Below are 26,405 nucleotides of genomic sequence, written 5' to 3'. Positions count from 1 at the left end.
GCAGTCGGCCGACTCCATGAGCAAGAAAATCCTGCTTATCACCCACAGCGGCGACCTCCACGTCGACCTGCTGACTCCCATGCTGGCCGCGCGAGGCGGAACGTTCTTCCGGATCGACCTCGACGCCTTTCCCCGCGATTACGAACTGATTCAATCCTTCCAGCCGCACGGCTGCCACGGCGAAATCGGCCATCTGCCGTCGGGCGCCAGCATCGCTGTCGGCGAGGTCGGCGCCGTCTGGGCGCGCAAGTCGGCCGACTTCGCCTACCGCAGCGCCGACCTGGGCGCGCAGGAACTGGCCTATGCCAAGATGGAAAGCGAACAGGCCTTGTTCGGCCTGCTGTACGGCCTGGACTGCTATTGGATCGGCCATCCGCTGGCGATGCGCGGCGCCATGTGGAAGGGCGAGCAGTTGCAGCGCGCGCAGCGCATGGGCTTTCGCATACCGGCCACGCTGGTCACCAACTGCGCCGAACAGGTGCGCCAATTTCAACGGCAACTGCCGGGCGAGATGATCTTCAAGGCCATGTCGACACCGTCGCTGGCGGCGGAAGAAGTGGACGCCGCCGAGTGCGTCGTCGAAGGCTTGACCACCACCGTGGTCGACGAGGACATGATGGACGCCATCGACGCGGTGGCCGAGCTGCCGTGCCAGTTCCAGGGCTACATCGCCAAGCAGTACGAACTGCGCGTGACCGTCATCGGCCAGCGCGTGTTCGCCGCAAAAATCCACAGCCAGGACGACAGCCGCACGGCGGTCGATTGCCGCGACATGTCGGCGCCGATCCGCTACGAGCCTACCTTGTTGCCGCCGCATATCGAACAGCGCTGCCTGGCCTTGGTGGCCAGCTACGGCTTGAATTTCAGCGCGCTGGACCTGATAGTCACGCCGGAGGACGAATACGTCTTCCTCGAAAACAACCCCGCCGGACAGTTCCTCTTCATCGAGCAGTTGATCCCCGAATTCAATCTGCTGGAAACGCTGGCCGGCCAGCTGTTGCAGGAGGCCGCATGCCGCACGCACTGAACCAGCATCTGCCTGAAAAAATCAAGCAGCTCGAAGCGCTGCGCGGCGGCCGTGTGCTGGTGATGGCGGCCGCGCAGCTGGACATGGAAATGCTGCCTGCGCTATACCAGCAACTGCGCGCCATCGGCCGTGGCGAACGGCTGGACGTGGTGCTGCAATGCCGTGGCGGCATGGTCAACGCCGCGCGCCGCATCGCGCTGCTGCTGCGCGAGTACACGCAGCGCTTGAGCTTTATCGTGCCGTACTACTGCCAGTCGTCGGCCACGCTGTTGACGCTGGCGGCCGATGAGATCATCGCCGGCGAACTGGCGATTTTCTCGCCCATCGATCCGCATTTGCAGGGCGACGCCGAGGGCGGAGAGTCGGGTGCCGTGTCGTCGCAGGACATCCGGCAGTTCGGCGACATGTGCGCCGCTTGGTTTGGCGCGGACGCCGGGCAGGCGCGCGCGGAAGCGTTGTCGCTGCTGAGCGCCAGCGTGTTCCCGCCCACGCTGACGGCGTTCTACCGCACCACGCTGGAGCTGCGCCAGATCGGCGAGGAGTTGTTGCGGTATCAGCTGCCGCAGCGCGACGCCGATGCGCGCGGCAAGATCGTCGAGCATCTGATGTCCGCCTACCACTCGCACCATTACGCCATCACCGGCGGGGAATTGGCGTCGCTTGGCCTGCAGGTGCGGCGCGCACCCGAGGTCGAGGAGCTGGCCTGGGAGATTTCGCTGCTGCTGCAAGCCCATATCGGCGGCGGCGCACGGACTTCGGTCGAAGCGCCGGTGCAGGAGGCCTTGCTGGCCACGCGCGATGGCGTGACGGTGCGCTACCGGCAAGCGGACGGCTTGCTGCCACGCTGGTCCGGCGTTGCATGAGCAATCCACATCTGCAACGGCTAGCGCTGCTGCGCGTGTTTGCGCCGCGCCTGGCCTTGGGCCTGCTGTTCATGACCGTTACGGTGCTGGTGGAACTGAGCTACCCACGGGCGCTATCGTATTTCATCGACCATATCGGATTGAAGAACGACGGCAGCTGGTTCGGCCCCTTCGCCGCGACGGTGACGGTGGTGCTGGCGCTGCAAGCTGTGGCGACCACGATGCGCTACTACCTGTTCGAATCGACCGGGCATATGATCGTCGCGCGCATCCGCCGCCTGCTTTATGGGGCGCTGATACGGCAGACGGTCGGCTTCTACGACAAGCACAACGTCGGTGAGCTGACCAGCCGCCTGTCGGCCGATGTCGAAATCCTGCACGACACGCTGACCATGGGCCTGGCCATTTCGCTGCGTTCCTTGTGCGTGCTGGCCGGCTGCGTCGTGATGCTGCTGTCGATTTCGCCGGTACTGAGCCTGATCCTGCTGGTCTACGTGCCCTTGACGCTGTACATGGGCGACTGGCTGGGCAAGCATGTGCGCCGGCGCTCGCGCGAAATCCAGCAGCGCCAGGCCGATTGCGGCGGTGTGGCGCACGAGTACTTCACCAACATCCGGCTGGTGCATGCGTTCAATCAGCAGCGCGCCGCCGGCGCCAGATATGCCGACGCCACCGCGCATGCGCTGACGGCGGCGATAGGCAACACGCGCTTGCTGGCGTCGTTTCGCGGCGTGTCATCGTTCGCCATGTACCTGGCCTTGCTGGCGACCTTGTGGCTGGGCGCGACGCTGATCGGGCAGGGCAGGCTGTCGGCGGGGGAGCTGACCAGCTTTGTGATCTATGCCGGCATGGTCACCAGTTCTTCCGGCGCGGTCAGCGATTTCTGGAGCGACTGGATGCGCACCATCGGCGCCACGGAGCGGGTGTTCGAGATCATCGAGAGCGAAGGCGCAGCCGATGCCCAGCCCACCGGTACTCTGGCGCTGCGCGGTGACCTGTCGTTTCGCGACGTCAGTTTTGTCTATCCCGAGCGGCCGGAAAAACTCGCACTCGACGGCGTCAGTTTTACGATTACGGCTGGGGAGAATGTCGCGCTGGTGGGAGCCTCAGGCGCGGGCAAGTCGACCATCGCCAGCTTGATGCTGGGCTTCTACCGGCCGCGCAGCGGAACCATCGGCTTCGATGGACTGCCATACGAACAGCTTGACGTCGCCGGCGTGCGCGCGCATATCGCCATCGTGGAGCAGGAACCGTCGCTATTCTCGGGCAGCATTTTCGAGAACATCGCCTTCGCGGTCCCGGATCGGGAGGTGACGCGGGCGGAAGTGGCCGATGCCGCCCGGCTGGCCAATGCGCATGATTTTATCGACGGTTTCCCGCACGGTTACGACACCGTGGTCGGCGAGCGCGGCGTGCAGCTGTCCGGCGGGCAGAAGCAGCGCATCGCCATCGCCCGCGCCTTGCTGCGCAATCCGAAGATCCTGATCCTCGACGAAGCCACCAGCGCGCTCGATTCTGCCAGCGAGCTGCAAGTGCAGCAGGCGCTGGACAAGCTGATGGAAGGACGCACCACCATCGTCATCGCCCACCGCTACTCAACCATCGTCAAGGCCGACCGCGCGCTGGTGCTGGAGCAGGGCGCCATCGTGCAGCAGGGAACGCACGCGGAGTTGATCCAGCAGCGCGGCGGCTTGTACTTCCACCTGATGCAGAACCAGTTGTCGGCCTATCGCACAGGATGATCTGCATCAATTTACGATAAGGTCGGCCGTGCCTTGGCGGCGGTTCTGCGTAGTATCGGGCTGTTGCGATACTTGAGGAGCGGCCGCTTGGCCGGACAAGGTGATGAGGGCGGTGACGATCGGCTTCGCCACAGGAGCGGCGCTGCTGCAAACGCAGGCGGCGTTGCCGTCCGTGTCGGCTGGCTTGGCTGCTGGCCTTTTGATAGCGGCGTGGCTGCTATCGTGGCACGCCTGCTTGCAGCGACGGATGTGCCACCTGGGCGCGCGCTGGGGCAGTGTGCTACGTTGTGTGACGTCGTTGCTGGCCGGCGGCGTGATCGGATTCTTCTGGGCCGCGTGGATGGCTCACCGCGTCCTGGCGCCCCAGCTGGCGGCCGCCGACGAAGGCCGCGACTTCACCGTGATCGGCACCATCGACAATCTGCCGTACCGCTTCGATCAAGGCGTACGTTTCAATTTCGCGGTGGAGCGCGTGCTGGGTCGGCCGCAGGACGTCGTTCCGCCGCATATCTCGCTGGCCTGGTATGCCGGATTTTGCGATCAGATAAATGAAATCGGCGACGTCCAGCCGGGCGAGCGCTGGCAGCTGACTGTGCGTCTGCAACGGCCTCACGGTAACGCCAATCCGTATGGTTTCGACTATGAAGCGTGGCTGCTGGAACAAGGCCTGCGCGCGACGGGCTATGTGCGGCCGGCGCCAGACAACCGGCGACTCGATAGTTTCGTTTTCAGTGTCGGCAACGTGATCGAGCACTCTCGCGCGTTGCTGCGGGCGCGCATATTGGCCGCGCTATCCGGCAAGCCGTATGCCGGCGTGATCGTCGCGCTGGTGGTGGGCAATCTGCGCGGCATCGATCAATCGGACTGGAATGTCTCCAACCGGACCGGCATCGGTCACCTTATTTCGATAACTAGTCTTTGAATACATACAATCTACGAAACCTTCTAGCAGAGTTCGTATTGATTAATTATTAATTAATCAAGTAAATGTAATAATTGGATAGTTTTTGGAATTATTTTTGTGATAAGTTTCAATGGTCTTCGTATTGATGGGGTAAGCTTCAATGGTATTTTGTTAATATTGCGATGTGTGTTGTATATCGACAAAAGAATTGCGGAATTAGAAATTTCCAAGTGGGAAAGCACTTTTTTATTTTTCTGTTTTTTAAATCTAAAAAACAATGCAATTTAATTTTTAGTGGAAATATAAAATTTTGTGATTGCTGTGAAATTTTAGGAGGGAAATATGAAGAAAAATACATTGGCAATTATTTTGATTATAATTTTCTATAATAGTGCGGCATCTGAATTTTGTGATTATAGTTGCCCTAATTGGCCAAAACGTAGCGCAAAGACTGGAACTTTAGAATCCGGATTGGAAGATATTTTTTTAAATTTCTCCAATTCTTGTGGCGTTATTCCAAAAAATGATGATGAAGCATCAAGAATACCAAGCGATATTTTAAAAGAAAAAGATGATCTCGGTCTTGGTAAAAATGTAATATTGGTGCAGGACGATTCGGCAAATAGAATGATGGCGTTTCTGTATGATCAAAACGATTTTTTAAAAATAAACGCGTCAAAGAGAATCGATGCGGCCAATTTTATTGGAGATCTAGGTGATTCTGATGCTGGGAAGGGGCCTGTTCCTCGAATTCAATCCACCTCTGGAGGCTATAAACATACCTGCACCTCTTATGTTCGTGCAGCATTAAAGGCTAAACTTGGGGTTTCTGAAGCGAGTGCTAGTTCAGCATTGGAAAAAGAGGAAAATAGTACCGCATACTTAATGATCGTAAGAGGGACATTTCAGTCACCACTTTATGAATCAGTTATTAAGTCTGAAATTTCTTCATATTTAAAATTTTGGTATGCGTATGCATTACGCGGATCGTACTCACCAACGTTGTCATACCTCAAGGGTTTCGATGGGGTTGCTGTGGTGCGTACATATAATACGGATAGAAGAACGAAATTCGATATAAACACTTCCATTTCGGTAGGGAGCGGAATTTTAGGAGCTAGTCTCAGTGCAGCTGCTGGTTTAGATAATGGAAGTAATTTGAAGGTGGAAGGATATAAGAATTTTATTTTTTTACCCAATGAAGGGGTTGCTGATTTGTTTTCGACAGCACCCAAGCCATCCGTTATTGCAAAGATTTTTAAAGATCAAACGTCGATGTTAAATTCACCACTGAAGAGTTTCGGAGTGACAGGAAAAAAAGTTGATCCGGTAATATTTGATGGGGAGCGTTTTGAGTACTGGTATGATTTAAGTGGAATTCCAGTAGGAATGTGTAGCACAAATTTCTGGAATGGATTTGTTAATGATTCAGCAAAACAGGTGTTGGTAAATCCTCAGATTGATATTCGTCAAGCTGACAAAGAAAAATCTCCAAACACCTGCAGATTTTTAGTTAGTGGTTACTTGTCAAGCGATAACTATAATTCTAAAAATATTAATATAATATCTAATTTTATATCTCAAACATCTTTAAAAGACACCGCTAGCGGTACGGATCAAGTTCTAAAGCTGGATACAAATCTTCAAGTTAGGGTCTCCTCGGATCCTCGATATCTTTCTCAAATTGGGAAAATATCGCAAGAGGAAATTCGTGATGCAACTGGAAAGCCAATATCTTTTCAGTGGCGAATTCCTTTGCAATTTGATGAGAGAGAGCGCAGTTGGGATCGGACAAAAATTAATTTAATATCGTTAAATGGAACTCCAAGAGTTACATGTAGTTCGCCCAATACTGTTGCAAATTTAATCCTCTATTCGGTAGAGTCTTCTCAAGCCACATTTAGAATGGATCCGGCAATTCTTTCTCATTTGATAGAGGAAGATTGTGATTTCTCATTCATTCTCCAATTGCCGCTTTCAACAAATGTCATTGTGGATCGAGAAGTTCAGCTTAAAATTCACGTGCCAAAATATCCGTGAAGTATTTTATCTATTTTTGTTGAAAATTCTTAGTTAAAGTCAACTCATGTCTAAGTTACTGTTACCCAACCCAAAAAAAGGAAAATTCAGATGTAAAATTTCGATTGCTGCTCTATGAATATATTAGTGGAAAGATGGCGCAATTGCATCATGGGAATTATCTTTCAGTCTATCTTGTCTGTCGCTTACAGATGCGTCCGCTTTCTGCATCTAAGTAAAAGAAGAGAGAGTTGCTTCGACGGCAAACGAAGTTGTTATAAGGTTATTTTTTAAAGCACAGCCTTGTGCTCGACAATACGTTTCACTTGCACGCCCCTTGGGTTGTTCGCCTACAACCGCTCCAGTATAGAACGCGGTGCTAGATAGATTTCTGGGTGCTGTCAAACAAGAGCGTATTGCTCTTAACTCATATTTTCTGGTGGAATCACTTGATTGACTATCACGAAATAAGGTTCATTCAGTATTTCGAATTGAACTCTTGGCCCTTTGCTATTAGTCACAATTGAATTGGCGACAGGCACGTATCACTTGACTTCAGGGTTAATTTCGTTTAGATTTGTGGTGTCGCAATGTTAAATTGGTAGTTTCGCGTGCATCAAAGACCGGCAAAACCATTTTATTTTCGAGAGGAACAAAAATGATTGTTGACACGATACATACTTATAACCGAGATTTATATAATTCGCTCTGGGCGATTGAGCGCGTTGACAGTGTTTTGAATTCAACTAACACGTTTCCGATATTTCTTGAAGAAGCAGGACTGTTGTTCCGAGCGTATCGTATATCGACAAAATTCGGTGTCTGTTTACTACACAAGCACTACAGTTTGACTGACGATCAATACCCAATCGAATTCGCCGAAAATCTCGTTGAAGGTGACGCGCTCGTCACAAAAGCAGTTTCTCAAATATCTAGAAAATTAGAAGCCAATAGATGGAAGCTCACTAAAGCCGGATTAATTCCCCTCGAATTCTCGGAAGCTGAGTGCTTGCCACCCTCTACTTCGAGTGAAATGCAATGCATGCCCGATGCATTTTTTTGTGATCTCCACTTGCTTCTTAGGAACTATGGATTTCAAGATCTTATCGGATTTTGTGTTGCGGAAAGACGATTCTATGCGGGAAAACCGAGCGACGCCATAGCTATCGAAGCCACGGATCTTGCTGCGAAAGCCAATATTGTTACCATCACCAATGAATCTCTTCTTGAAGGACGATATGTCGAGACTTGTTGGCAGTTTCCTTGGAAAGAAACGGAGGCAGCAGTAGTGACATGTCCAAGGGTGTGCAATGCCTACTGTTATATTATTTTTGATCACAAACCAGGTCATTATAATATTCACAGCGGACATCATTGAGTATGTGGTACGTATCAAAGTAATTTAAGGAGCCAGACATGAAAGTTGAATTTGATTGCTTTAATCCCTCAACTGGCAAGCAACTTAGCGTATCGGTGAGTGCATCATCGCTGCGCCAGGCACAGAGTGACGCTTTACGACAAACAGGGTGCACCATCGTACTAAGTGCAAAGGTCTTGGATTTGACTGGAGCTGATGAGGAGTCAGTGAAATTAATGGCGCGCGCTACCCCGCGCTAGAGACACTCGCCCATTTCCCATCTGTGTAATCCCAACCCTCTTGCGACATAAGCCGCGCTGGAAAATCGGCCAGCGCGGTCTTTAAGTCAGGGAAAGTGTTTAGGCTTTCATAAAAAATACAGTCCTATTCAGCTTTTGAAACTCTTATGGCCGATTTACATCAGAGTTTTTGTCTGCGCCACTGCCGCCTTAAATCTGCCTGCGGAACGATAAGGTTCTCGGAATTATTTTTCGGAATGTATATCAATCACTCTTTTTTCCTCTAACTGGTGTGGGCGCGAAAAATCTCGAACCGCTACGGCCAAATGCGCAGTACAGCTGCTGAATTAGAGCGGTTCCCTCAAGCCGGCCAAGGTCCGCGCAACGGCTGTAAAGTTGGCCGGTGCGCTGCATGATCCGTATCAAGCTGCGATTAGGTCGGCCGTGCCTCGGCGGCGGTTCTGCGTAGTATCGGGCTGTTGCGATACTTGAGGAGCGGCCGCTTGGCCGGACAAGGCGATGAGGGCGGTGACGATCGGCTTCGCCACAGGGGCGGCGCTGCTGCAAACGCAGGCGGCGCTGCCGTCCGCTTCGACTGGCTTGGTGGCGGGCCTGGCGCTGGCGGCATTGTTGCTATCGTGGCGCGCCTGCTTGCAGCGACGGATGTGCCGCCTGGGGGCGCGCTCGGAGAGCGCGCTGCGTTGTGCGACATCGCTGGTGGCCGGCAGCGTGATCGGATTTTTCTGGGCCGCGTGGATGGCTCACCGCATCCTGGCGCCCGAGCTGGCGGCCGCCGACGAAGGCCGCGACCTCACACTGATCGGCACCATCGACAATCTGCCGTACCGCTTCGATCAAGGCGTACGTTTCAATTTCGCGGTGGAGCGCGTGCTGGGCAGACCGCAGGACGCCGTTCCGCCGCATGTCTCGCTGGCTTGGTATGCCGGATTTCGTGATCTAGTCAATGAAATCGGCGACGTCCAGCCGGGCGAGCGCTGGCAGCTGACTGTGCGTCTGCAACGGCCTCACGGTAACGCCAATCCGTATGGTTTCGACTATGAAGCGTGGTTGCTGGAACAAGGCCTGCGGGCGACCGGCTATGTGCGGCCGGCGCCAGACAACCGGCGACTCGATAGTTTCGTTTTCAGTGTCGGCAACGTGATAGAGCACTCGCGCGCGCTGCTACGGGCGCGCATACAGGCCGCGCTGCCGAGTAAGCCGTATGCAGGCGTGATCGTCGCGCTGGTGGTGGGCGACCAGCGCGGCATCGATCAATCGGACTGGAATGTCTTCAACCGGACCGGCATCGGTCACCTCATCTCCATCTCAGGTTTGCACATCACGATGGTGGCGGGGCTGTTTGCACTGGCCGCCTTCAATCTGTGGCGCTACTCCTTCTTCATGCGCGCGCAGTTGCCCTTGCTGCTGCCTGCGCAAAAAGTGGCGGCGCTGGTCGGCGCGACGGTGGCGCTGTTCTATGTACTGTTGGCCGGATTCGGCGTGCCCGCCCAGCGCACCTTGTACATGCTGATGGTGGTCGCCGCTGCGCTGTGGATGAACCGCATCGCCAGCGTGTCGCATGTGCTGTGCTGCGCACTGGGTGTGGTGGTGCTGATCGATCCCTGGGCGGTGTTGTGGCCGGGCTTCTGGCTGTCGTTCGGCGCGGTCGCCACCATTCTGTATGCGACCGTCGGCCGTACCACGCTGCGGCCAGCGCCGCACAACAAAGATGTGCCTCGCCCGTCGCGCCGTGAGCAGCTGTGGCAAGCCTTGCGCATCGGCGCCCACACGCAGTACGCGGTCACGTTTGGCCTGGTGCCGCTCACGATGCTGTTGTTCGCCCAGGTGTCGGTGGTTAGCCCGCTGGCGAACGCGGTGGCGATCCCTTTGATCAGCCTTGTGGTCACCCCGCTCGCGCTGGTCGGCAGCATGCTGCCCGCGTTGCTGGCGGCGCCGGTGCTGGGCCTTGCGCATCTGCTGGTGGAATGGCTGGCCGCCTGCCTGCAATGGTTCAGCGGTTTGCGCTACGCCGTATGGAGCGCGCCGACGCCGCCGTTCTGGCTATTCTGCTGGGCGATGGGTGGCACCATCTGGCTGCTCGCTCCGCGCGGCTGGCCGGTGCGCTGGCTAGGCCTGGTGAGCTGGATACCGCTGCTGGCCGCCGAGCCATCGCATCCATCGCCAGGCCGCATGACGGTCACCGCCTTCGACGTCGGGCAGGGCATGGCGCTGTTGATCGAGACTAGCGGGCACCGCCTGCTGTACGACACCGGCCCGGCGTACTCGCCCACCTCCAATGCCGGCAACCGCGTCATCCTGCCTTACCTGAAGGCGCGCGGCATCTCCGCGTTGGACGGCGTCATCGTCACCCACAGCGACGCCGACCACTCCGGCGGCGCCTTGTCGGTGCTGGATGGCGTGCAGGTGGATTGGGTGCTGTCCTCGCTGCCGCCCATACATCCGATCGCGAGGGCCGCGCGGCAGCACGTGCATTGCGCGGCGGGCCAGCACTGGGACTGGGACGGCGTGCGCTTCGAGTTGCTGCATCCACCGTCCGCCAGCTACGCCGACACCACACTCAAGCCCAACGCGCGCGGCTGCACGCTGAAGGTGACGGCCGGCGGCAAATCGATGCTGCTGGCCGCTGACATCGAAGCCGCGCAGGAGGCCGCGCTGGTGCAACGCGACCGCGCCAGTTTGCGGGCCGATGTGCTGCTGGCGCCGCACCACGGCAGCGGCACCTCGTCCACGCCGGCCTTCCTGCTGGCGGTACACCCGCAGACCGCGCTGTTCCAGGTCGGTTATCGCAATCGATATCATCACCCCAAGCCGGAAGTCTATGAGCGTTATGGTCAATTACACATCGAACGCCTGCGCACCGACCAGGCGGGCGCGCTGACGCTGGACTTTGGCGATACCGTAGCGATCAGCGCCTGGCGCCAGGCCCGCGCGCGCTATTGGTACGAGCGCTAAATTAGAGCCTTTCCCCCAAGCCCGCCGGGGTAACTGCCATTACAATGGCTCGAAAACAATCACACGGAGACCGCTTGTGAACAAGCCCAAGCTGCATTTTGCCCATGCCAACAGTTACCCGGCGGGCGTGTACCGCCAGTACTTCGAGCTGCTGGCCGACGATTTCGATATCCAGGCGCTCGACATGCACGGCCACAGCGCGCGCTACCCGGTCAGCGACGGCTGGCCGGACCTGGTCGACGAATACATCAACGAACTCACCAAGCGCTACGACGAACCGGTGATCCTGGTCGGCCACTCGCTGGGCGGCATGCTCAGCCTGATGGTGGCCCATGCCCGGCCGGACCTGGTGCGCTGCGTCGTCATGCTGGATGCGCCGGTGGTGGCCGGATGGCGCGCCTGGTTCTGGCGCCTGATCAAAATGAGCGGCAACGCCAACCGTGTGCCGCCGGCAAAATTCTCCATCCGCCGCCGCAACGTGTGGCCGGACGCGCAGGCCGCCTACCAGCATTTCGCCGGCAAGGACCTGTTCGCGGCCTGGGCGCCGGGCGTGCTGGCCGATTACATGGAAAGCGGCTTGAAGCCGCATCCGGAAGGCGTGCAGTTGCGCTTCACCCGCGAAGTGGAAACCACGATCTACGCCAGCCTGCCGCATCATCTGCCCAAGCTGGTGCGGGGACGCTTCCCGGCGCCGATCGGCTTCATCGGCGGCACCGATTCCTGGGAAACCAGCCAGTCCGGCCTCGGCCACACCCAGGCGCTGGTGGGCAAACATTTCCGCATTGTGCAGGGCGGACATTTGTTCCCGATGGAGTCGCCGGCGCTGGCGGCGCAGGCGACCCGCGAGATGATCGCCGCGCTGCTGAGCGAATCTGGTAAAAAAGTTCTTAAAAAGCAGGCTTTCGCGTAAAATCTTGGGCATTCGGCGCTGTTGCGCCGCCCCTGAACTTTAGGAATGCCTCGCGATGACGATTAAAAGTGATAAATGGATACGCCGTATGGCGGAGCAGCATGGGATGATCGAGCCGTTCTTCCCGGACCAGGTACGCCAGGAAGAGGGCCGCAAGGTCATCTCCTACGGCACGTCCTCCTACGGCTACGACATCCGTTGCGCCGATGAATTCAAGGTCTTCACCAACATCAACAGCACCATCGTCGATCCGAAGAACTTCGATTCGAACTCCTTCGTCGATATCAAGAGCGATGTCTGCATCATCCCGCCGAACTCGTTCGCGCTGGCCCGCACCATGGAATACTTCCGCATTCCACGCAGCGTGCTGACGGTTTGCCTGGGCAAATCGACCTACGCCCGTTGCGGCATCATCGTCAACGTGACGCCGTTCGAGCCGGAATGGGAAGGCTATGTGACGCTGGAGTTCTCCAACACCACGCCGCTGCCGGCCAAGATCTATGCGCACGAAGGCTGCGCGCAGGTATTGTTCTTCGAGAGCGACGAAGTGTGCGACGTGTCGTACAAGGACCGCAACGGCAAGTACCAGGGCCAGCACGGCGTAACCTTGCCAAAAGCCTAAGAACTAGCTCAGGCTTTCACCGGCAGTATCATCTCCACGCACAGGCCGCCACCGGCCCGGTTGCTGGCCTTGATGCTGCCGCCGTAGGCTTCGATCACGTGCTGGGCGATCGCCAGGCCGAGGCCATGGCCTTCGGTGCTGGCGCTGCTGGAGCGGAAGAAGGGCTGGAAGATGGTGTCCAGCTCGGCCGGCGCAACGCCCGCCCCGCGATCGAGCACGCGGATGCTCAGGCTACGGGCGTCGGGCAGGGTGTGGGTTTGCAACTGCACCACGCCGCCCTCGGGGCTGTGCTTGATGGCGTTGCGCACCACGTTCTCGATGGCGCGGCCCAGCAGGTCGGCCTGGCCGGCGACCAGCACATCCGCTTCGCCTTCCTGCACCACGCTGCGCTGCTGGCTGGACGCCTCGTAATTGGCGTCGTCGGCAATTTGCTCCAGCAGCTCGGCCATGCTGATTTCTTCCTGGCTGGCCTTGATGGCGCCTGCTTCCAGGCGCGCCAGCGTCAATAATTCTCCCACCAGCTTATCCATGCGCACGCTCTCGCGTTCGATGCGCTCCAGCGAGGCCGCCAGTTTTTCCGGCTGCTGGTGCGCCAGGCCGATCGCCGCCTGCAAGCGCGCCAGCGGCGAGCGCAGTTCGTGCGAGACGTCATGCAGCAAGCGGGTCTGGCCGTCGATCAGGCTGCGCAGGCGCGCCGTCATGCGGTCGAAGTCGCGGCCGAGGTCGTTCAGTTCGGAGTTGCGCTTGCCTTTGCCGGCCGCGCCGAAACGCGGCGCCAGGTCGCCGCCGGCGGCCGCGTCGAAGGCTTGCCGCAGGGCGCGGATCGGCCGTGAAAAGTACCAGGCCAGCAGCATCGAGAACAACAAGCTGGCCAGCGTGGCGGCGGCGATCGGCACCCACAGGGTCAGCGGCTGGAAGCGCGGGCCGCGCATGTCGCCCGGACCGCCAGGGCCGCCGTAGCCGCGGTTGTTGCCCGGTGGGGCATCGGGAGGAGCACTGGCCCGGCCTGGATCGAAGCCGGGGGCGGGGCCCGGACCTGGACCCGGACCTGGACCCGGACCTGGGCCGGCGCCGTCGGGTTGGCCGCCGCGTGGCGCCGCCGGTCGGCCTTGCAGTGCCATCTGGGTGCTGCCCAGGCCGGCCATCAGCGGACGGTCGAGGTCCAAGCCGCGCGATGGTATAAATAATATATATCGTTTTCCTTCCAGATCGGTGACCTGGCGCACCACGCGGCGCTTGCCTTCCTGCTTGAGCAAGGCGTGCGATTCGCGCAGCATGGAGGCGTTGATGGTGCGCTCCAGCAGTTCATGGCCCTGCTCGTCGACCGCGAACACCTTGTGCCGTTCCATTCCCTCCAGCAAGCGCCGCAGCGCCTTGACGCCGCCGAATTCCAGCGTGGCGGCGGCCGAGCTGATCGCCATTTCGGCCGGCGGGCTGGTGTCCAGGTCATTGGCCTGGTTGGCTTGCTGGTCACGGTTCTTGAGCCAGACGGCGCCGCCGATGCCGACCGTGGCGGTCAGCTGGGCCAGCAAGATGCAGACGAAAAACTTCCAGAACAAACGGCCCACAGGCTACTCCTTGATCAGCTGATAGCCCAGGCGGTACACGGTTTGCAGGCAGGAGCGGCCGTCGGCGATGGTGCCGAGCTTGTGGCGCAAGCTGCTCAGGTGGACGTCGATATTGCGGTCGAAGCGCGCCAGCGGCCGGCCCAGGCCCTGTTCGGACAAGGCGTTCTTGCTGACCGGGCGGCCGGCGTTGCGGGCCAGCACTTCGAGCAGGTTGAATTCCGTGCTGGTCAGCTCCAGCTTGTCGCCGGCCCAGGCTGCGCGCCGTTGTTCCGGCCACATGGTCAGCTGGCCGACGGTCAGTGCGGCCGGCGTGCCGTTGTCGAGCGGCGCGCTCTGCGCCCGGCGCAGGATGGCGCGGATGCGGGCGGTCAGCTCGCGCGGGGTGCAAGGCTTGGCCACGTAGTCGTCGGCGCCCAGCTCCAGGCCGACGATGCGGTCGGTGTCGTCGCCGCGCCCGGTCAGCATCAGGATCGGCAGCTGGCTGTTGGTGCGGATGCGGCGCAGCGTCTCCAGGCCGTTCATGCGCGGCATCATCACATCCAGGATGGCGATCGAATACAGGCCGGTGAAGGCTTCGGCGGTGCCGGCTTCGCCGTCGTGCACCATTTTGACGTCGAAACCTTCCTGTTCCAGGTATTCCTTGAACATGCCCACCAGTTCGATGTCGTCGTCTATCAGCAGTACTTTGCTCTTCATGCCGCGTGTTTCTTTCTATGTCGATGCGCCGATCATAACAGCCTCGCAGGCGCATCCGGCGGTCTTTTACCCCGATTTACAACGGGTTGCTCAATGCCAATTGAGTGTCAAAACGGCCATCTTTACGTCGATTTACCCGGGGCTTACGGCGCTTTACACGGGGCGGCCAGAGAATGGCTACTCCCTACCAACCAAGGATTGTTTGCATGAAAACTCCAAAAACCAGCTTACACAATATCTTGCTGGCTGCCGCCATGGCGCTGCCGCTGTTCGCCGCAGGCGGCGCCGCCCGTGCCGATGAGCCGGGCGACGACGCCGGCCGTCCACCGATGATGAAGCAGGGCACTGAGCACGACGGCCCGGAGCATGGCGCCGGCAACCGCGGTCCCGGCCCGGGCTTCCACCACGGCCGTCCGCCGTTCGTCCACGGTCTCGAACTGAGCGAGGCACAGGAAGACAAGGTGTTCGCCATCCTGCATGCGCAGGAACCGTATCTGCGCGACCAGGGCAAGGCCGCCGCCAAAGCTCATGAAGCGTTGCGCGCGCTGGGCAGCGCCGACCAGTATGACGACGCCAAGGCAGCAGCGCTGGCCAAGGATGCCGCGACGGCGATGGCCAACATCGCCTTGCAGCATGTGCGTACCGAACAGAAGCTGCTGGCCGTGCTGACCCCGGAGCAGCGCAAGAAACAGGCTGAAGGCGAAACCCGCCGCATGCCGCGTCCTTGATGCACCCTTAACCATTGAACGGAGAATCTTATGTCGATTAGCGCCCTGAGTTCCAGCAACACCAGCCAGCTTAGCTTCCTGAGCCGTTTGAGCAGCACCAGCGCCAGTGGCGCCAGCAACGGCGCCGAGGCCACGCGCGGCGCACCGCCGCCACGTCCGCCCGAAGGCGGCGGCTTCGCCTCGGCCATTGCCGACGCCTTGAAATCCATCGGCATCACCGACGCCAGCGATGCCGGCAGCACCAGCACTTCGACTTCCGCCAGCAGCAGCACCAGCAGCGCCGACAGCACCGACACCACGGACAGCAGCGGCACAGTGGCCGATGCGCTGGGCAGCTTCCTGCAAAGCCTGATGGGCGCGTTGCATGCGCAGAACGCCAGCAGCAGCGAGGCGCCGGCATACGGCGACGCGCAGCAGGGCGGTGGCCCCGGCGGTCCTGGCGGCCCGGGCAAGCTGGAATCGGATCTGCAAAGCTTGCTCTCCAAACTGAGCTCGGGCAGCACCGACAGCACATCCGGCACCAGCACCGATAGCACGGACGGCAGCGACGCCGTCAGCCAACTGGAAAGCAGCTTTGCCAACCTGCTCGACAAGCTGAGCGGCGGTACCAGCGCCAGCACCGACAGCACCAGCAGCACCGACGCCAACACCAAGCTGGCGGCCTTCCTGCAAGCATTGTCGACGAAGGTAGGCGACAGCGGGACCAGCGGCAACCTGGTCAACACCACGGTCTAAACAAGGAGTAAAAATGCAATCCCACGATGACACCCACGAACATAGCCTGGCGGCCGACCTGAGCGCCATGCTGAGCTTGGCCAGCGATCGTCGCCAGACCTTGCGCTGGCTGCTGGCCGGAGCATCGGCGCTGCCGGTCCTTGGCTGCGGCGGAGGCGGCTCATCGGCCGACAGCACCAGTGCGACCTCGACGTCCGCGACCAGCACCACAAGCACCACCACGACGACCACGCCCACCGGTACCTGCTCGGTGATCCCCGAGGAAACCGGCGGTCCATATCCAGGCGATGGCACCAACAGCAACAACAGCGGCGTGGTCAACGTGCTGACCCAGTCGGGCGTGGTGCGCAGCGACATCCGCAGCAGCTTCAACGGTCCGACCGGCGTCGCGGCCGGCGTGCCGCTGACCATCAAGCTGCAGATCGTCAACGCCAGCGGCAGTTGCGCGGCGCTGTCCGGCTACGCGGTCTATCTGTGGCACTGCGACCGCGACGGCAACTACTCGCTGTACTCGAACGGGGTCACGGACCAGAACTACCTGCGCGGCGTGCAGGCCAGCGACAGCAGCGGCAACCTGACGTTCCAGACCATCTTCCCGGGCTGCTATTCGGGCCGCATGCCGCACGTGCACTTCGAGGTCTATCCGACGCTGGCCAAGAGCACCAGCGCGGCCAACCGCATCAAGACCTCGCAGTTCACCTTCCCGATGGCGACGCTCAACGAGGTCTACGCCAGCAGCGGCTACAGCGCCAGCGTGCGCAACCTGGCGCAGATCAGCTACGCCAGCGACATGGTCTTCAGTGATGGCTATTCCCTGCAGCTGGCCGCGGTCACCGGCAACGTCACCGACGGCTACGTGGTGACGCTGACGGTGGGCGTGGCGGGGTGATCACAGCACCTTGGCCACCCAGACGATCAGGGCGGCCGAGGGCACCAGCAGCATCTGCGCCAGCAAGGTGCCGGCCAGGCGGCTGCCGACCAGCCACACCACGGCGCGGCGGAACTGCGTATCGCTGACGCGGCCTTCGACCACGTCGTCGGTCATGCCCGACATATGGGGATCGATGAACACCGCCATCATCACGGTGGCGCCGCCGTTGATGATGGAAGACAGCGTGCTGGACGTGACCCGCACCTCGGGATCGAGCACGCCCGCGTACAGCGAGGCGAACACGCCGACGGTCCACAGCGCCACCGCGCCGACGTTAAGCAAGGTCACCGACATCGACACGCTGCCGCTGTCGCGCAGGCCGCGCACATTGTCGGGCGACGGCATGGCCGCCACGTCCTTCACGTAGGACAGCCCGCCCTTGAAGAAGCCGTGCAGCAGCAGCTTGGGCACCGAGCGGTGCACCTGGAAATGCTCGACCGCGCGGCAGAACACGCGCTGGAAGGTCGGGATCAGGATCGCCCCGGCCAGCGTCGCCAGCGTGGCCGCCAGCAGCAGCCAGCGCAGGTCGGACAGCACCTGGTCGGCCGCCAGCGGCTGGGCCAGGCTCAGCTCAATGCGCTTGGCGAGAAATGGTCCGAGGAAGGAATTCGAGGTGCGCGACACCAGCACCAGGATGCTGAACAAGGCCAGCGACACGGCGATGCGCCGGGTACGCACCCCGGCTATCCTCACCGAGTAGGCGAGGGTGCCGATGATGTGGATCACAAACGTCAGAAAACAGATGAATACCAGTTGCTTGTCCATGGGGCGCGCGCGGGCCTGTGTTGCAGATCCGGCATCATCCCATAAAGCCGAGGTTGCGGGTGCTGAAGTTGCCGATATTTGGGAACACATCGGCAATCTGCGTGGCCGACAGGCCGAACCAGCTGGCCAGCGTGGCGCCGTACTGGTCGACTGAGGTGGTCGGCAGCAGCGCGCCGGAGCCGACGTCGAGGTCGTGACCGACGCCGGTGACCGGCATGCTGCCGTAGATGTTCTTGCCCTTGACCGCGCCGCCCATGATGAAGTGGTGCGAACCCCAGCCGTGGTCGGTGCCGTCGCCGTTGCTGGTGAAGGTGCGGCCGAAGTCCGAGGCTGTGAACAACGTCACCTGCTTGCGCATGTCGACGCCTTGCAGATTGGCCATGAGGCCGTCGAAATAGGCCATGGCGTGAGCGACCTTGGCCAGCAGGTCGGTTTGGGAACTCAGCTGGAAGTCGTGGTTGTCAAAGCCGCCCAGGCTGACGTAAAACACCTGGCGCTTGATGCCCAATGCGTTGCGGCTGCCGATCACGCGGGCGACGGTTTGCAGCTGAACCGCCAGCGGATTGACGCGGGCGACGCCGTTGTTCGGATTGATATAAGGCTGCGGATCGGGCACGCCCGTCGGTCCGGCGCTGAGCAAAGCGCCGTCCAGCGCCGCCTGGGAATTGATCGCGCGCGCCACCACGGCCGCGTGCTCTTTCTGGAACGGGTCGGCATAGTCGCCGGCGACGATCTGGCGCAGCGGATTGGCGGACGCCGGGACGCCGAACAGGCGGTCCGACAAGTGATTGATCGGCACGACCGCGCCGCCGGCCAACTGGTACTGGCGTATCGAACGGCCACTGAGGAATTGCGCGTTGCCTGCGGTGGAGATGCAGGTAAAGGCGGCGTTGCCGTTGGCGCTAGCCATCAGGTCACCCAGCCGGCCGCCCCAGCCCGCGCCGCCGGCCTGCTCGGTCTGCGAGGACTGCCACATGGCCTGCTGGTCGTTGTGCGAAAACAGGCGCGGCGGAATGGCGGCGCCGCCCGCTTTGTATTGCGCCAGCGTCAGTGGTTGAACCAGTGTGCCGACGTTGGCCAGGACGGCGACGCGGCCGGCATCGAACAAGTCCTTCAGCGGACCGAGGGACGGGTGCAGCCCGTAGCTGCGGCCGGCTTGCGGCGTGTTCGGCACGATCGGCAGCACCCCGCCCGAGGCGCCGACGCCGGGCAGGGCGATGGCGCCGCTGTCGGCGGTGGCGCGCACGCGCCGGTATTCGCTCCATGACGTGCTGTCGGTCGCCAGCACCGTATTGAAATGGTCGTTGCCGCCGTTGAGGAACAGGCAGACGATGGCTTTGTAGTCGGTGGCGCCGGCCGCCACCGCGTTGCTCATGGCCGCCAGGTTCAGCGTGAAGGGTAGGCTGCTGCCGCCGGCCAGTGCCAGCATCTTGCCGAGGAAGTTACGGCGGGAGGGAGTGTCAAAGTGCATGGTGGGTCCTTAACGTTGCGCCAGGTATTCGGGGGAAGCCATGGTCAGATAGATCGCCATGTAGACGCGGTTGATGCGGCCGGCGTCGATCTGGGCCGCGTTGCTGCTGCTGGGCACGGGCATATACACGGCGTTGAGCGCGCCGAGGATCTGGTTGCGCAAGGTGGTGGACATCGTTCCGCTCAGCAGCAGCAGGTTGATGCGATCGACCAGCTGCGGCGGCTGTCCGGCCAGCGCCAGTTCGGCACTGTAGTTGGCCTTGATATCGTGGTTGACACCCACCCCGGTGGGGATGACCCACTGCATGAAGTTCAGGTAGCCCGTCACCGAGGGTTCGCCGGTGATCTGCATTTCCGGCGCCTGCAGGCCCTGTGCCGACAGCGATGTGTTCGGCGGCGTGTAGGAGGGACGGAAGAAGTTAAACACCGACGGCGAACGCAGCGGCGTCTGGGCCAGGCCGTTGAGCGCGTCGTCCATGCCGGGAAGTATGAAGCGGCCCGACGTGGACTTGGCGTTGAATGCGCGCATCCAGTGGGTCAGGCGCAATATCGGCTCGCGCAACTTCTTGGGGCTGCCGTTGTCGGCCGCCTCGGGGTCCAGCAGGACAGCGCGCAGGACGGCACGCATGTCGCCCCGCACGCCGCTGCCGTTGTTGGCAAAAGCGGCGGCGACGCGGCCGACGTAGGCCGGACTCGGATTGCTGCTGACCAGGTGCTGGATCAGCAGGCGCCCGATAAAGGGCCCCGTGTTCGGATGCTGGAACAGGGTATCGAGCGCAGCCTTCAGATCGGCTTCGCCGCTGCCGCCGCTGACGCTCGTACCCAGGAAACTCTTGGTGGAGGTCGAATGGTAGGCGGGGTAGTTCTGCATCGGCGTCCAGTCGCGTGCCGGATCTTTGCTGAGGCCGTAGAACCGGGGCGCCGACTGGTCGGGACCTGCCCAGCTCCAGCCGGTAAAGACCTTGGCCAGGCCGGCCACGTCGTCGTGCGTATAGGTTTCCACCGGCCTGCCGTTCTGGAGTTTCTGGCTGCCATCGGGGTTGAGCTGGTAGAGGCCTATCGTCATTAACTGCATGATTTCGCGGGCGAAATTCTCGTCCGGGACGCGGCTGCCGCTTTCCTTCTGATTGCGCATATGACTGAGATAGATGCCCATCATGGGGTGCAAGGCCACGCCCTGCAGCAGATCGCGGAAGTTGCCGAAGGCGAATTGACCCAGCATGTCGTAATAGCTGGCCACCCCGATGGCGCGCGTGTACAGATTGTCGTCGATCATGGAAATCACGAAGATTTGCGACAGGGCAAACGTTACGCGCTGGCGCAACTGATCGTCGCCGGTAGCGGCTTGCTTCCAGAACGTTTGATACATCTCGGCCGGCGATAGAACAGTGCCGGCCGGAAGCAAGGAGGCGGCGTCCTGCACATAGTTGCGATGCAGTGTTTGCGGCTTTTTGAATTCGCTGCTGATCCAGTCTTCCTTGCTGCTGGCACTGAGGGCGCTGATGCCGGCCGCAGTGGGGCCGAACGTGGCTTGGGCGAGGAAGTGGGCCGCAATTGCCGGTGTCAGCGGCGAGGAAGTGGTGTTGCCGGGTGGCTGAGCCGGCGAGACGGGCGTGAGCGGGTCGCTTGGCCCGTCGCCCGAACGAACGCTTGCGGCGCCGGAGACTGAACGTACGCTGAAGTTGGCGGCAGTGCGATCGGCCGCAGCGTCACCGCCTGGCGTGCCGCCGCCGCAGGCGGCCAGCGATAGTGCAAAGAACAGCGCAGATGTGGACGTCGGGGAACAGAGCTTCATCTCTTGCCTTTTGGAATTCCAAAAGCGCAGATTGTAAAATAGGGAAGCTTTCAACAAAAAACTAATTTCAATTCCGCGCAGCAATATCTAAATAAATGATGGAATTTGATGGATGAAGAGTGAATTTTACGTGAACTTATCGCACTGAAAATAATAATATTTCTGGGAAATGTTATATGCAATAAAAAAAGGACAGCCGAAGCTGTCCTTTTTCTGCATGGCGACGCGTGGTTTTATTGCTTGACGCAATCCACGAAGTAGCCGCGCTTGCCGTCCACTTCGCGCTTGACCAGGCCGTGCACGTCGGTCTCGAAGCCGGGGAAGCGCTCGTTGAAGTCGCGCGCGAAGCGCAGGTAGTCGACGATGGTCTTGTTGAAGCGCTCGCCCGGGATCAGCAGCGGAATGCCCGGTGGGTAAGGCGTCAGCAGGATGGACGTGATGCGGCCTTCCAGCTCGTCGATGGCGACGCGCTCGATCTCGCGGTGCGCCATCTTGGCGAAGGCGTCCGACGGCTTCATGGCCGGGATCATGTCCGACAGGTACATCTCCGTCGTCAGGCGCGCGACGTCGTAGGCCTTGTAGAAATCGTGGATCTGCTGGCACAGGTCGCGCAGGCCCATGCCTTCGTAGGTCGGGTTGGCGGCCGCGAACTCCGGCAGGATGCGCCACATCGGCTGGTTCTTGTCGTAATCGTCCTTGAACTGCTGCAAGGCGGTCAGCAGCGTGTTCCAGCGGCCCTTGGTGATGCCGATGGTGAACATGATGAAGAACGAGTACAGGCCGCACTTCTCGATGATCACGCCGTGCTCGGCCAGGTACTTGGTGACGATGGACGCCGGAATGCCCGTCTCGGCAAACTGGCCGTCCAGCGACAGGCCAGGGTTGACGATGGTGGCCTTGATCGGGTCCAGCATGTTGAAGCCCGGCGCCAGCTTGCCGAAGCCGTGCCAGTCGTCCTCGGCCTTGATGATCCAGTCTTCCTGCGAACCGATGCCTTCTTCGGCGAACTTGTCCGGACCCCACACTTGGAACCACCAGTCCTTGCCCCATTCCTGGTCGATCTTCTTCATCGCGCGGCGGAAGTCCAGCGCTTCGAGGATCGACTCTTCCACCAGCGCGGTGCCGCCCGGCGCTTCCATCATGGCCGCGGCGACGTCGCACGAGGCGATGATCGAGTATTGCGGCGAGGTCGAGGTGTGCATCAGGTAGGCCTCGTTGAAGGCGTCGCGGTCCAGCTTGACCGACTCCGATTCGCGCACCAGCACCTGCGAGGCCTGCGACAGGCCTGCCAGCAGCTTGTGGGTGGACTGGGTCGAGAAGATCATCGACTCCTTGGCGCGCGGACGATCCTTGCCGATCGCGTGCATGTTCTTGTAGAAGTCGTGGAAGGTGGCGTGCGGCAGCCATGCTTCGTCGAAGTGCAGCGTGTCGATCTGGCCGTCCAGCATTTCGCGCAGGGTTTCCACGTTGTAGACCACGCCGTCGTAGGTCGACTGGGTGATGGTCAGGATGCGCGGCTTCTTGTTCACGGCTTCGCGCGCGAACGGATTGGCTTCGATCTTGCGCTGGATGCTCTCCATCGTGAACTCTTCCAGCGGAATCGGACCGATGATGCCCAGGTGGTTGCGGGTCGGCATCAGGAACACCGGAATCGCGCCGCACATGATGATCGAGTGCAGGATGGACTTGTGGCAGTTGCGGTCGACCACGACGATGTCGCCCGGCGCCACCGTCGAGTGCCAGACCATCTTGTTCGAGGTCGAGGTGCCGTTGGTGACGAAGTAGCAGTGGTCGGCGTTGAAGATGCGGGCGGCGTTGCGCTCGGACGCTGCCACCGGGCCGGTGTGGTCCAGCAGCTGGCCCAGTTCTTCAACCGCGTTGCAGACGTCGGCGCGCAGCATGTTCTCGCCGAAGAACTGGTGGAACATCTGGCCGATCGGCGACTTCAGGAAGGCGACGCCGCCCGAGTGGCCGGGGCAGTGCCACGAATAGGAGCCGTCGTTGGCGTAGTGCACCAGCGCGCGGAAGAACGGCGGCGACAGGCCGTCCAGGTAGGACTTGGCTTCGCGGATGATGTGGCGCGCCACAAATTCCGGGGTGTCCTCGAACATGTGGATGAAGCCGTGCAGTTCGCGCAGGATGTCGTTGGGGATATGGCGTGAGGTGCGGGTTTCGCCGTACAGGTAGATCGGGATGTCGGCGTTCTTGTAGCGGATTTCCTCGACGAAGGCGCGCAGCGACTTCAGTGCGGTGTCGGTTTCCTCGACCGAGCCGGCGCCGAATTCCTCATCGTCGATCGACAGCACGAAGGCCGAGGCGCGCGACTGCTGCTGGGCAAACTGGGACAGGTCGCCGTAGCTGGTCACGCCCACCACTTCCATGCCTTCTTTTTCCATTGCATCGGCCAGGGCGCGAATGCCCAGGCCGGACGTGTTCTCGGAACGGAAATCCTCGTCGATGATGACGATGGGGAAACGAAATTTCATGCATGTCTCCAAAAAAGCAAGCCGCCCCTGACTTGTGTGGAGGGGCGGACTAGGGCGCGACCGCTGCACTGAGCAGCCGCATAAAAAAAATAAGAACGGGATTCTCGCAGAAATGGGGCCGCTGCGGGAAAAAAATATTGCAAAAATCCAGACAAGATTGCCGCAATACTATGACGACGGTATTACACCGGGCTTGTAGCTCTTAGTGCCCGACCGCGCCGCCGCCCAGTTTGGCCAGCATCTGGCCGACCGGATCGACGTGGAACCAGGCAAACGCGCCCAGCGCGATGCCGACGCCGGCCACGCCGTAGGCCAGGCCCATCATCCATTTCTTGCGGGTCAGCAGGGTGATGGCGGCCAGCGAGATGGCGATCTGCTCGGCGGTGGTGGCCAGCGCCCACTGATGGTGCTCGTGCATGGCTTCGTCCGATTTGTGGTTCCACTCTTTAGAGGATTCCTCCCACTTTTCGGCGTCTTTCTTGATGTCTTCCTTCTCCGATTTGTAGCGGGCCATGTCGGCCTCGTACTTCTTCGGATCGATGCCCGGCAGCGACATCGCCAACTCGGCCAGGTTTTGCTTGCTGGACTTGGCCTGGTAGTAGTTCCAGCTGTTGGCGGCCTGGGTCTTGTCGATGGCAGCGTTGTTCTTGAACAGCGCCGCGTCGTTCTGCGTGGCGCCGCCCAGGTAGCCGAAGGTGGCGCCGACGGTGGCCAGGATGGCCGTCATGACGGCAATATTGTTCGAAAAGCCATCGCTGCCGTGGGAAGCGTGTTCGACCGCGTGATCGTGCGGTCCGTGTACGTGAAAACCGTCGCCTGACATATGCTGTTGATTCCTGGATGAGGTTGAAGTTGGGGCTTAGGCCTTGCGGCGCAGTGTAACAAAAGCGTACTGCAAATCGGCCGTTTCCGACGCATGCTGCTCGCGGGCGGTTTCCTGCCACACGCTGGCGTCGAGTTGCGGGAAGAAGGCGTCACACTGGTAGGTGCGGGCGATCTCGGTGATTATCAACTGGTCCGCCAGTTGCATCGATTGCTGGTAGATCTCGGCGCCGCCGATGACGAAGCCGGTGGCGCCGTCCAGCAGCGCCAGGGCCGCCTCGACCGAGCCGACCGCTTCCACGCCGTCATGGCGCCAGTCGGGATTGCGGGTGATGACGATGTTGCGGCGGTTGGGCAGCGGGCGGCCGATGGAATCAAACGTTTTACGGCCCATGATGATCGGGTGGCCGGTGGTCAAACGCTTGAAATGCGCGAGGTCTTCCGGCAGCTTCCACGGCAGGGTGTTGTTGATGCCGATGCCGCGCTGGGCGTCCATGGCGACGATGATGGTCAGTGTGCTCATTTTTTGATGCTATCAGATGCAGAGCCGACATTATCGTTCAATTTGGCCTTTTTCGGCGCGGCCGATTGCTTGCGGCGCCGGCGTGGCGATGTGCCCGGATAGTTGTCGTCGAGTTCGGTCGGCAGGGTGCTGTAGCGCCAGCTGCAGCAGCGGGCGCTGCGCGCCCAGTCGGCAAAGAAGTCGCAGCCGAACTCGAACACCTCGCCCCAGCTGCAAAAGCCCGCCTGCCTGAGGTGGCGCGCCGACAGCGCCGGGCGCGGCGGCCGATGGCGGTGGTGCAGGTCGCCGCAATCGACCATGCGGCGCTGTAACAGCAGCAGGCCGACAGCCAGGCCATGACGGGCGATCACGCGCTTGCCGTACTGTGAGCAGCTGTCCCGGCCTGTATGGACGCGAAAGGCGCAGCTGAAACCCTTCAGCGGCGACAGGTAGCGTTGATAGGCAGTGATGGCGGCGAGGGCGGGGCGTTTCATCTAGGGGATGTATTCGGCGGCGATCTTTGCGTACTGGCCGCTAGGGTCTTCGAACAGCTTGCCGTTCCAGCGCAGCTCGATGGTACGCTCCGCCTGCTTGCCGGCCTTGACCCGGTAGATAATGAGCGGCTGGCCGTCGCGCGAGGTTTCCTCAACGGTCGCGTGCAGCTTTTGTGGGGTGAAGCCGTTGCCTTCTTCAACGTCGCGCTCGGTGACCAAGCTGACCAGCTCCTGAAGGTGGTCGCCTTCAATGCGGTAGAGCGAATACGTATCCAATATGCCAGCGCCGCGGCTTAATAACTGGCTGCCCTTGCACAGGACTTGTTGGTGGGCGTCGCCGGGAATCAGCTCCCTGAGTTCAAAATTGTCGCCAGGGGCGAAGGTGATGTTGGCGAGTTCGGAGGTCTTGCCGTCCATCGAACGCAGTTGGCGAACCGGCTGGCCGTCAGCCATGCTGATGTCCAGGCTGCGGAAAGTATCGCTGCCGTACACCTCCAGCGTGAAGTCTTTGCCCTTCAGCGTTTGGCTGACGTCGACTTCTTCTCCGTCGGACGCGCCCTCAGGCTGTGGCGCATGCGATCCGACGGCCGTCTGGGAGGCGACCGCCACTCGTGGCGTGGGCGCGGCCGGCGCAGGTTTGTCGCGGCAGCCGGCCAGCAGGCCCGGTACCAACGTTAGCGCAACAACAGAGCCGATCAGTTTTTTGTTCATGTGTAAATGTGGCTTATTAAACAAGTCACAATAACACGCCGCGGCG

General features: G+C 60.5%; 23 protein-coding genes. 13 read left to right on the top strand and 10 right to left on the bottom strand.

All coding sequences use genetic code 11. The features are described from left to right. Window positions 1-16: 16 nt before the first annotated feature. The 10 genes from D0T21_RS08435 (at window position 17) to dcd (ending at window position 12,656) form a co-directional block, all read left to right on the top strand. Entirely contained in the window at window positions 17-1,027 is a 1,011-nt protein-coding gene (locus D0T21_RS08435) for a RimK family alpha-L-glutamate ligase (protein ID WP_116990883.1), read from the top strand. Beyond that, entirely contained in the window at window positions 1,012-1,890 is an 879-nt protein-coding gene (locus tag D0T21_RS08430; protein ID WP_116990882.1) for a hypothetical protein, read from the top strand. Before D0T21_RS08435 ends, D0T21_RS08430 begins: the two co-directional genes overlap by 16 nt. Continuing rightward, window positions 1,887-3,632 carry an ABC transporter ATP-binding protein gene (locus tag D0T21_RS08425; protein ID WP_116990881.1) on the top strand — a complete coding sequence of 582 codons (1,746 nt, stop codon included), beginning with the start codon at window positions 1,887-1,889 and terminating at the stop codon, window positions 3,630-3,632. Before D0T21_RS08430 ends, D0T21_RS08425 begins: the two co-directional genes overlap by 4 nt. 103 nt (window positions 3,633-3,735) lie before the next feature. Beyond that, complete coding sequence (locus D0T21_RS08420) at window positions 3,736-4,554, top strand: ComEC/Rec2 family competence protein (RefSeq protein ID WP_158567983.1); 819 nt, start codon at window positions 3,736-3,738, stop codon at window positions 4,552-4,554. Between the two features lie 324 nt (window positions 4,555-4,878). Then, window positions 4,879-6,576 carry a hypothetical protein gene (locus D0T21_RS31605; RefSeq protein ID WP_147328055.1) on the top strand — a complete coding sequence of 566 codons (1,698 nt, stop codon included), beginning with the start codon at window positions 4,879-4,881 and terminating at the stop codon, window positions 6,574-6,576. A 637-nt stretch (window positions 6,577-7,213) separates the two neighbouring features. Next, window positions 7,214-7,933, top strand: coding sequence for a hypothetical protein (locus D0T21_RS31600; protein WP_147328054.1), 720 nt, complete (start codon window positions 7,214-7,216; stop codon window positions 7,931-7,933). Window positions 7,934-7,971: 38 nt separating this feature from the next. Next, complete coding sequence (locus D0T21_RS31595) at window positions 7,972-8,172, top strand: hypothetical protein (RefSeq protein ID WP_147328053.1); 201 nt, start codon at window positions 7,972-7,974, stop codon at window positions 8,170-8,172. A 498-nt stretch (window positions 8,173-8,670) separates the two neighbouring features. Further along, window positions 8,671-11,124, top strand: a complete 2,454-nt coding sequence (locus tag D0T21_RS08415; protein ID WP_116990880.1) for a DNA internalization-related competence protein ComEC/Rec2 — start codon at window positions 8,671-8,673, stop codon at window positions 11,122-11,124. Window positions 11,125-11,200: 76 nt separating this feature from the next. Continuing rightward, a complete protein-coding gene (locus tag D0T21_RS08410; protein ID WP_116990879.1) occupies window positions 11,201-12,034 on the top strand; it encodes an alpha/beta fold hydrolase in 834 nt (277 codons plus the stop codon). Window positions 12,035-12,089: 55 nt separating this feature from the next. After that, entirely contained in the window at window positions 12,090-12,656 is a 567-nt protein-coding gene (dcd, locus tag D0T21_RS08405) for a dCTP deaminase (protein ID WP_116990878.1), read from the top strand. An 8-nt stretch (window positions 12,657-12,664) separates the two neighbouring features. On the opposite strand, the gene D0T21_RS08400 is transcribed toward dcd, so the two are convergent. Together D0T21_RS08400 and D0T21_RS08395 are read right to left on the bottom strand one after the other, a co-directional pair. Further along, window positions 12,665-14,224 carry an ATP-binding protein gene (locus D0T21_RS08400; protein WP_116990877.1) on the bottom strand — a complete coding sequence of 520 codons (1,560 nt, stop codon included), beginning with the start codon at window positions 14,222-14,224 and terminating at the stop codon, window positions 12,665-12,667. Between the two features lie 3 nt (window positions 14,225-14,227). Further along, a complete protein-coding gene (locus tag D0T21_RS08395; RefSeq protein WP_116990876.1) occupies window positions 14,228-14,920 on the bottom strand; it encodes a response regulator transcription factor in 693 nt (230 codons plus the stop codon). A 206-nt stretch (window positions 14,921-15,126) separates the two neighbouring features. On the opposite strand from D0T21_RS08395, the gene D0T21_RS08390 reads away from it, so the two are divergent. The 3 genes from D0T21_RS08390 to D0T21_RS08380 are packed head-to-tail and all read left to right on the top strand — an operon-like array spanning window position 15,127 to window position 17,272. Continuing rightward, on the top strand, window positions 15,127-15,648 hold the full coding sequence (locus D0T21_RS08390; protein WP_116990875.1) for a Spy/CpxP family protein refolding chaperone: 522 nt from the start codon (window positions 15,127-15,129) through the stop codon (window positions 15,646-15,648). Between the two features lie 30 nt (window positions 15,649-15,678). Then, entirely contained in the window at window positions 15,679-16,383 is a 705-nt protein-coding gene (locus tag D0T21_RS08385) for a hypothetical protein (protein ID WP_116990874.1), read from the top strand. A 13-nt stretch (window positions 16,384-16,396) separates the two neighbouring features. Next, window positions 16,397-17,272 carry an intradiol ring-cleavage dioxygenase gene (locus D0T21_RS08380; RefSeq protein ID WP_116990873.1) on the top strand — a complete coding sequence of 292 codons (876 nt, stop codon included), beginning with the start codon at window positions 16,397-16,399 and terminating at the stop codon, window positions 17,270-17,272. Here the strand turns inward: D0T21_RS08380 and D0T21_RS08375 are convergent, their stop codons facing one another. The 8 genes from D0T21_RS08375 to D0T21_RS08340 form a co-directional block, all read right to left on the bottom strand. Continuing rightward, a complete protein-coding gene (locus D0T21_RS08375) occupies window positions 17,273-18,079 on the bottom strand; it encodes a lipid II flippase Amj family protein (RefSeq protein WP_116990872.1) in 807 nt (268 codons plus the stop codon). 34 nt (window positions 18,080-18,113) lie between these two features. Then, window positions 18,114-19,550, bottom strand: coding sequence for a DUF1501 domain-containing protein (locus tag D0T21_RS08370; protein ID WP_116990871.1), 1,437 nt, complete (start codon window positions 19,548-19,550; stop codon window positions 18,114-18,116). A gap of 9 nt (window positions 19,551-19,559) precedes the next feature. Then, a complete protein-coding gene (locus D0T21_RS08365) occupies window positions 19,560-21,344 on the bottom strand; it encodes a DUF1800 family protein (protein WP_116990870.1) in 1,785 nt (594 codons plus the stop codon). Window positions 21,345-21,577: 233 nt separating this feature from the next. Further along, on the bottom strand, window positions 21,578-23,830 hold the full coding sequence (locus tag D0T21_RS08360; RefSeq protein ID WP_116990869.1) for an arginine/lysine/ornithine decarboxylase: 2,253 nt from the start codon (window positions 23,828-23,830) through the stop codon (window positions 21,578-21,580). A 202-nt stretch (window positions 23,831-24,032) separates the two neighbouring features. Then, on the bottom strand, window positions 24,033-24,653 hold the full coding sequence (locus D0T21_RS08355) for a DUF4337 domain-containing protein (protein ID WP_116990868.1): 621 nt from the start codon (window positions 24,651-24,653) through the stop codon (window positions 24,033-24,035). Window positions 24,654-24,689: 36 nt separating this feature from the next. After that, on the bottom strand, window positions 24,690-25,175 hold the full coding sequence (locus D0T21_RS08350; RefSeq protein WP_116990867.1) for a dihydrofolate reductase: 486 nt from the start codon (window positions 25,173-25,175) through the stop codon (window positions 24,690-24,692). Continuing rightward, window positions 25,172-25,648, bottom strand: coding sequence for a membrane protein insertion efficiency factor YidD (yidD, locus tag D0T21_RS08345; protein WP_116990866.1), 477 nt, complete (start codon window positions 25,646-25,648; stop codon window positions 25,172-25,174). Before yidD ends, D0T21_RS08350 begins: the two co-directional genes overlap by 4 nt. Beyond that, window positions 25,649-26,359, bottom strand: coding sequence for a hypothetical protein (locus tag D0T21_RS08340; RefSeq protein WP_147328052.1), 711 nt, complete (start codon window positions 26,357-26,359; stop codon window positions 25,649-25,651). Window positions 26,360-26,405: the final 46 nt, after the last annotated feature.

Origin of the sequence: Duganella sp. BJB476, assembly GCF_003416895.1 — a bacterium.
Lineage (GTDB): Bacteria > Pseudomonadota > Gammaproteobacteria > Burkholderiales > Burkholderiaceae_D > Rugamonas.
This window is presented reverse-complemented; position numbering and strand designations above follow the sequence as displayed.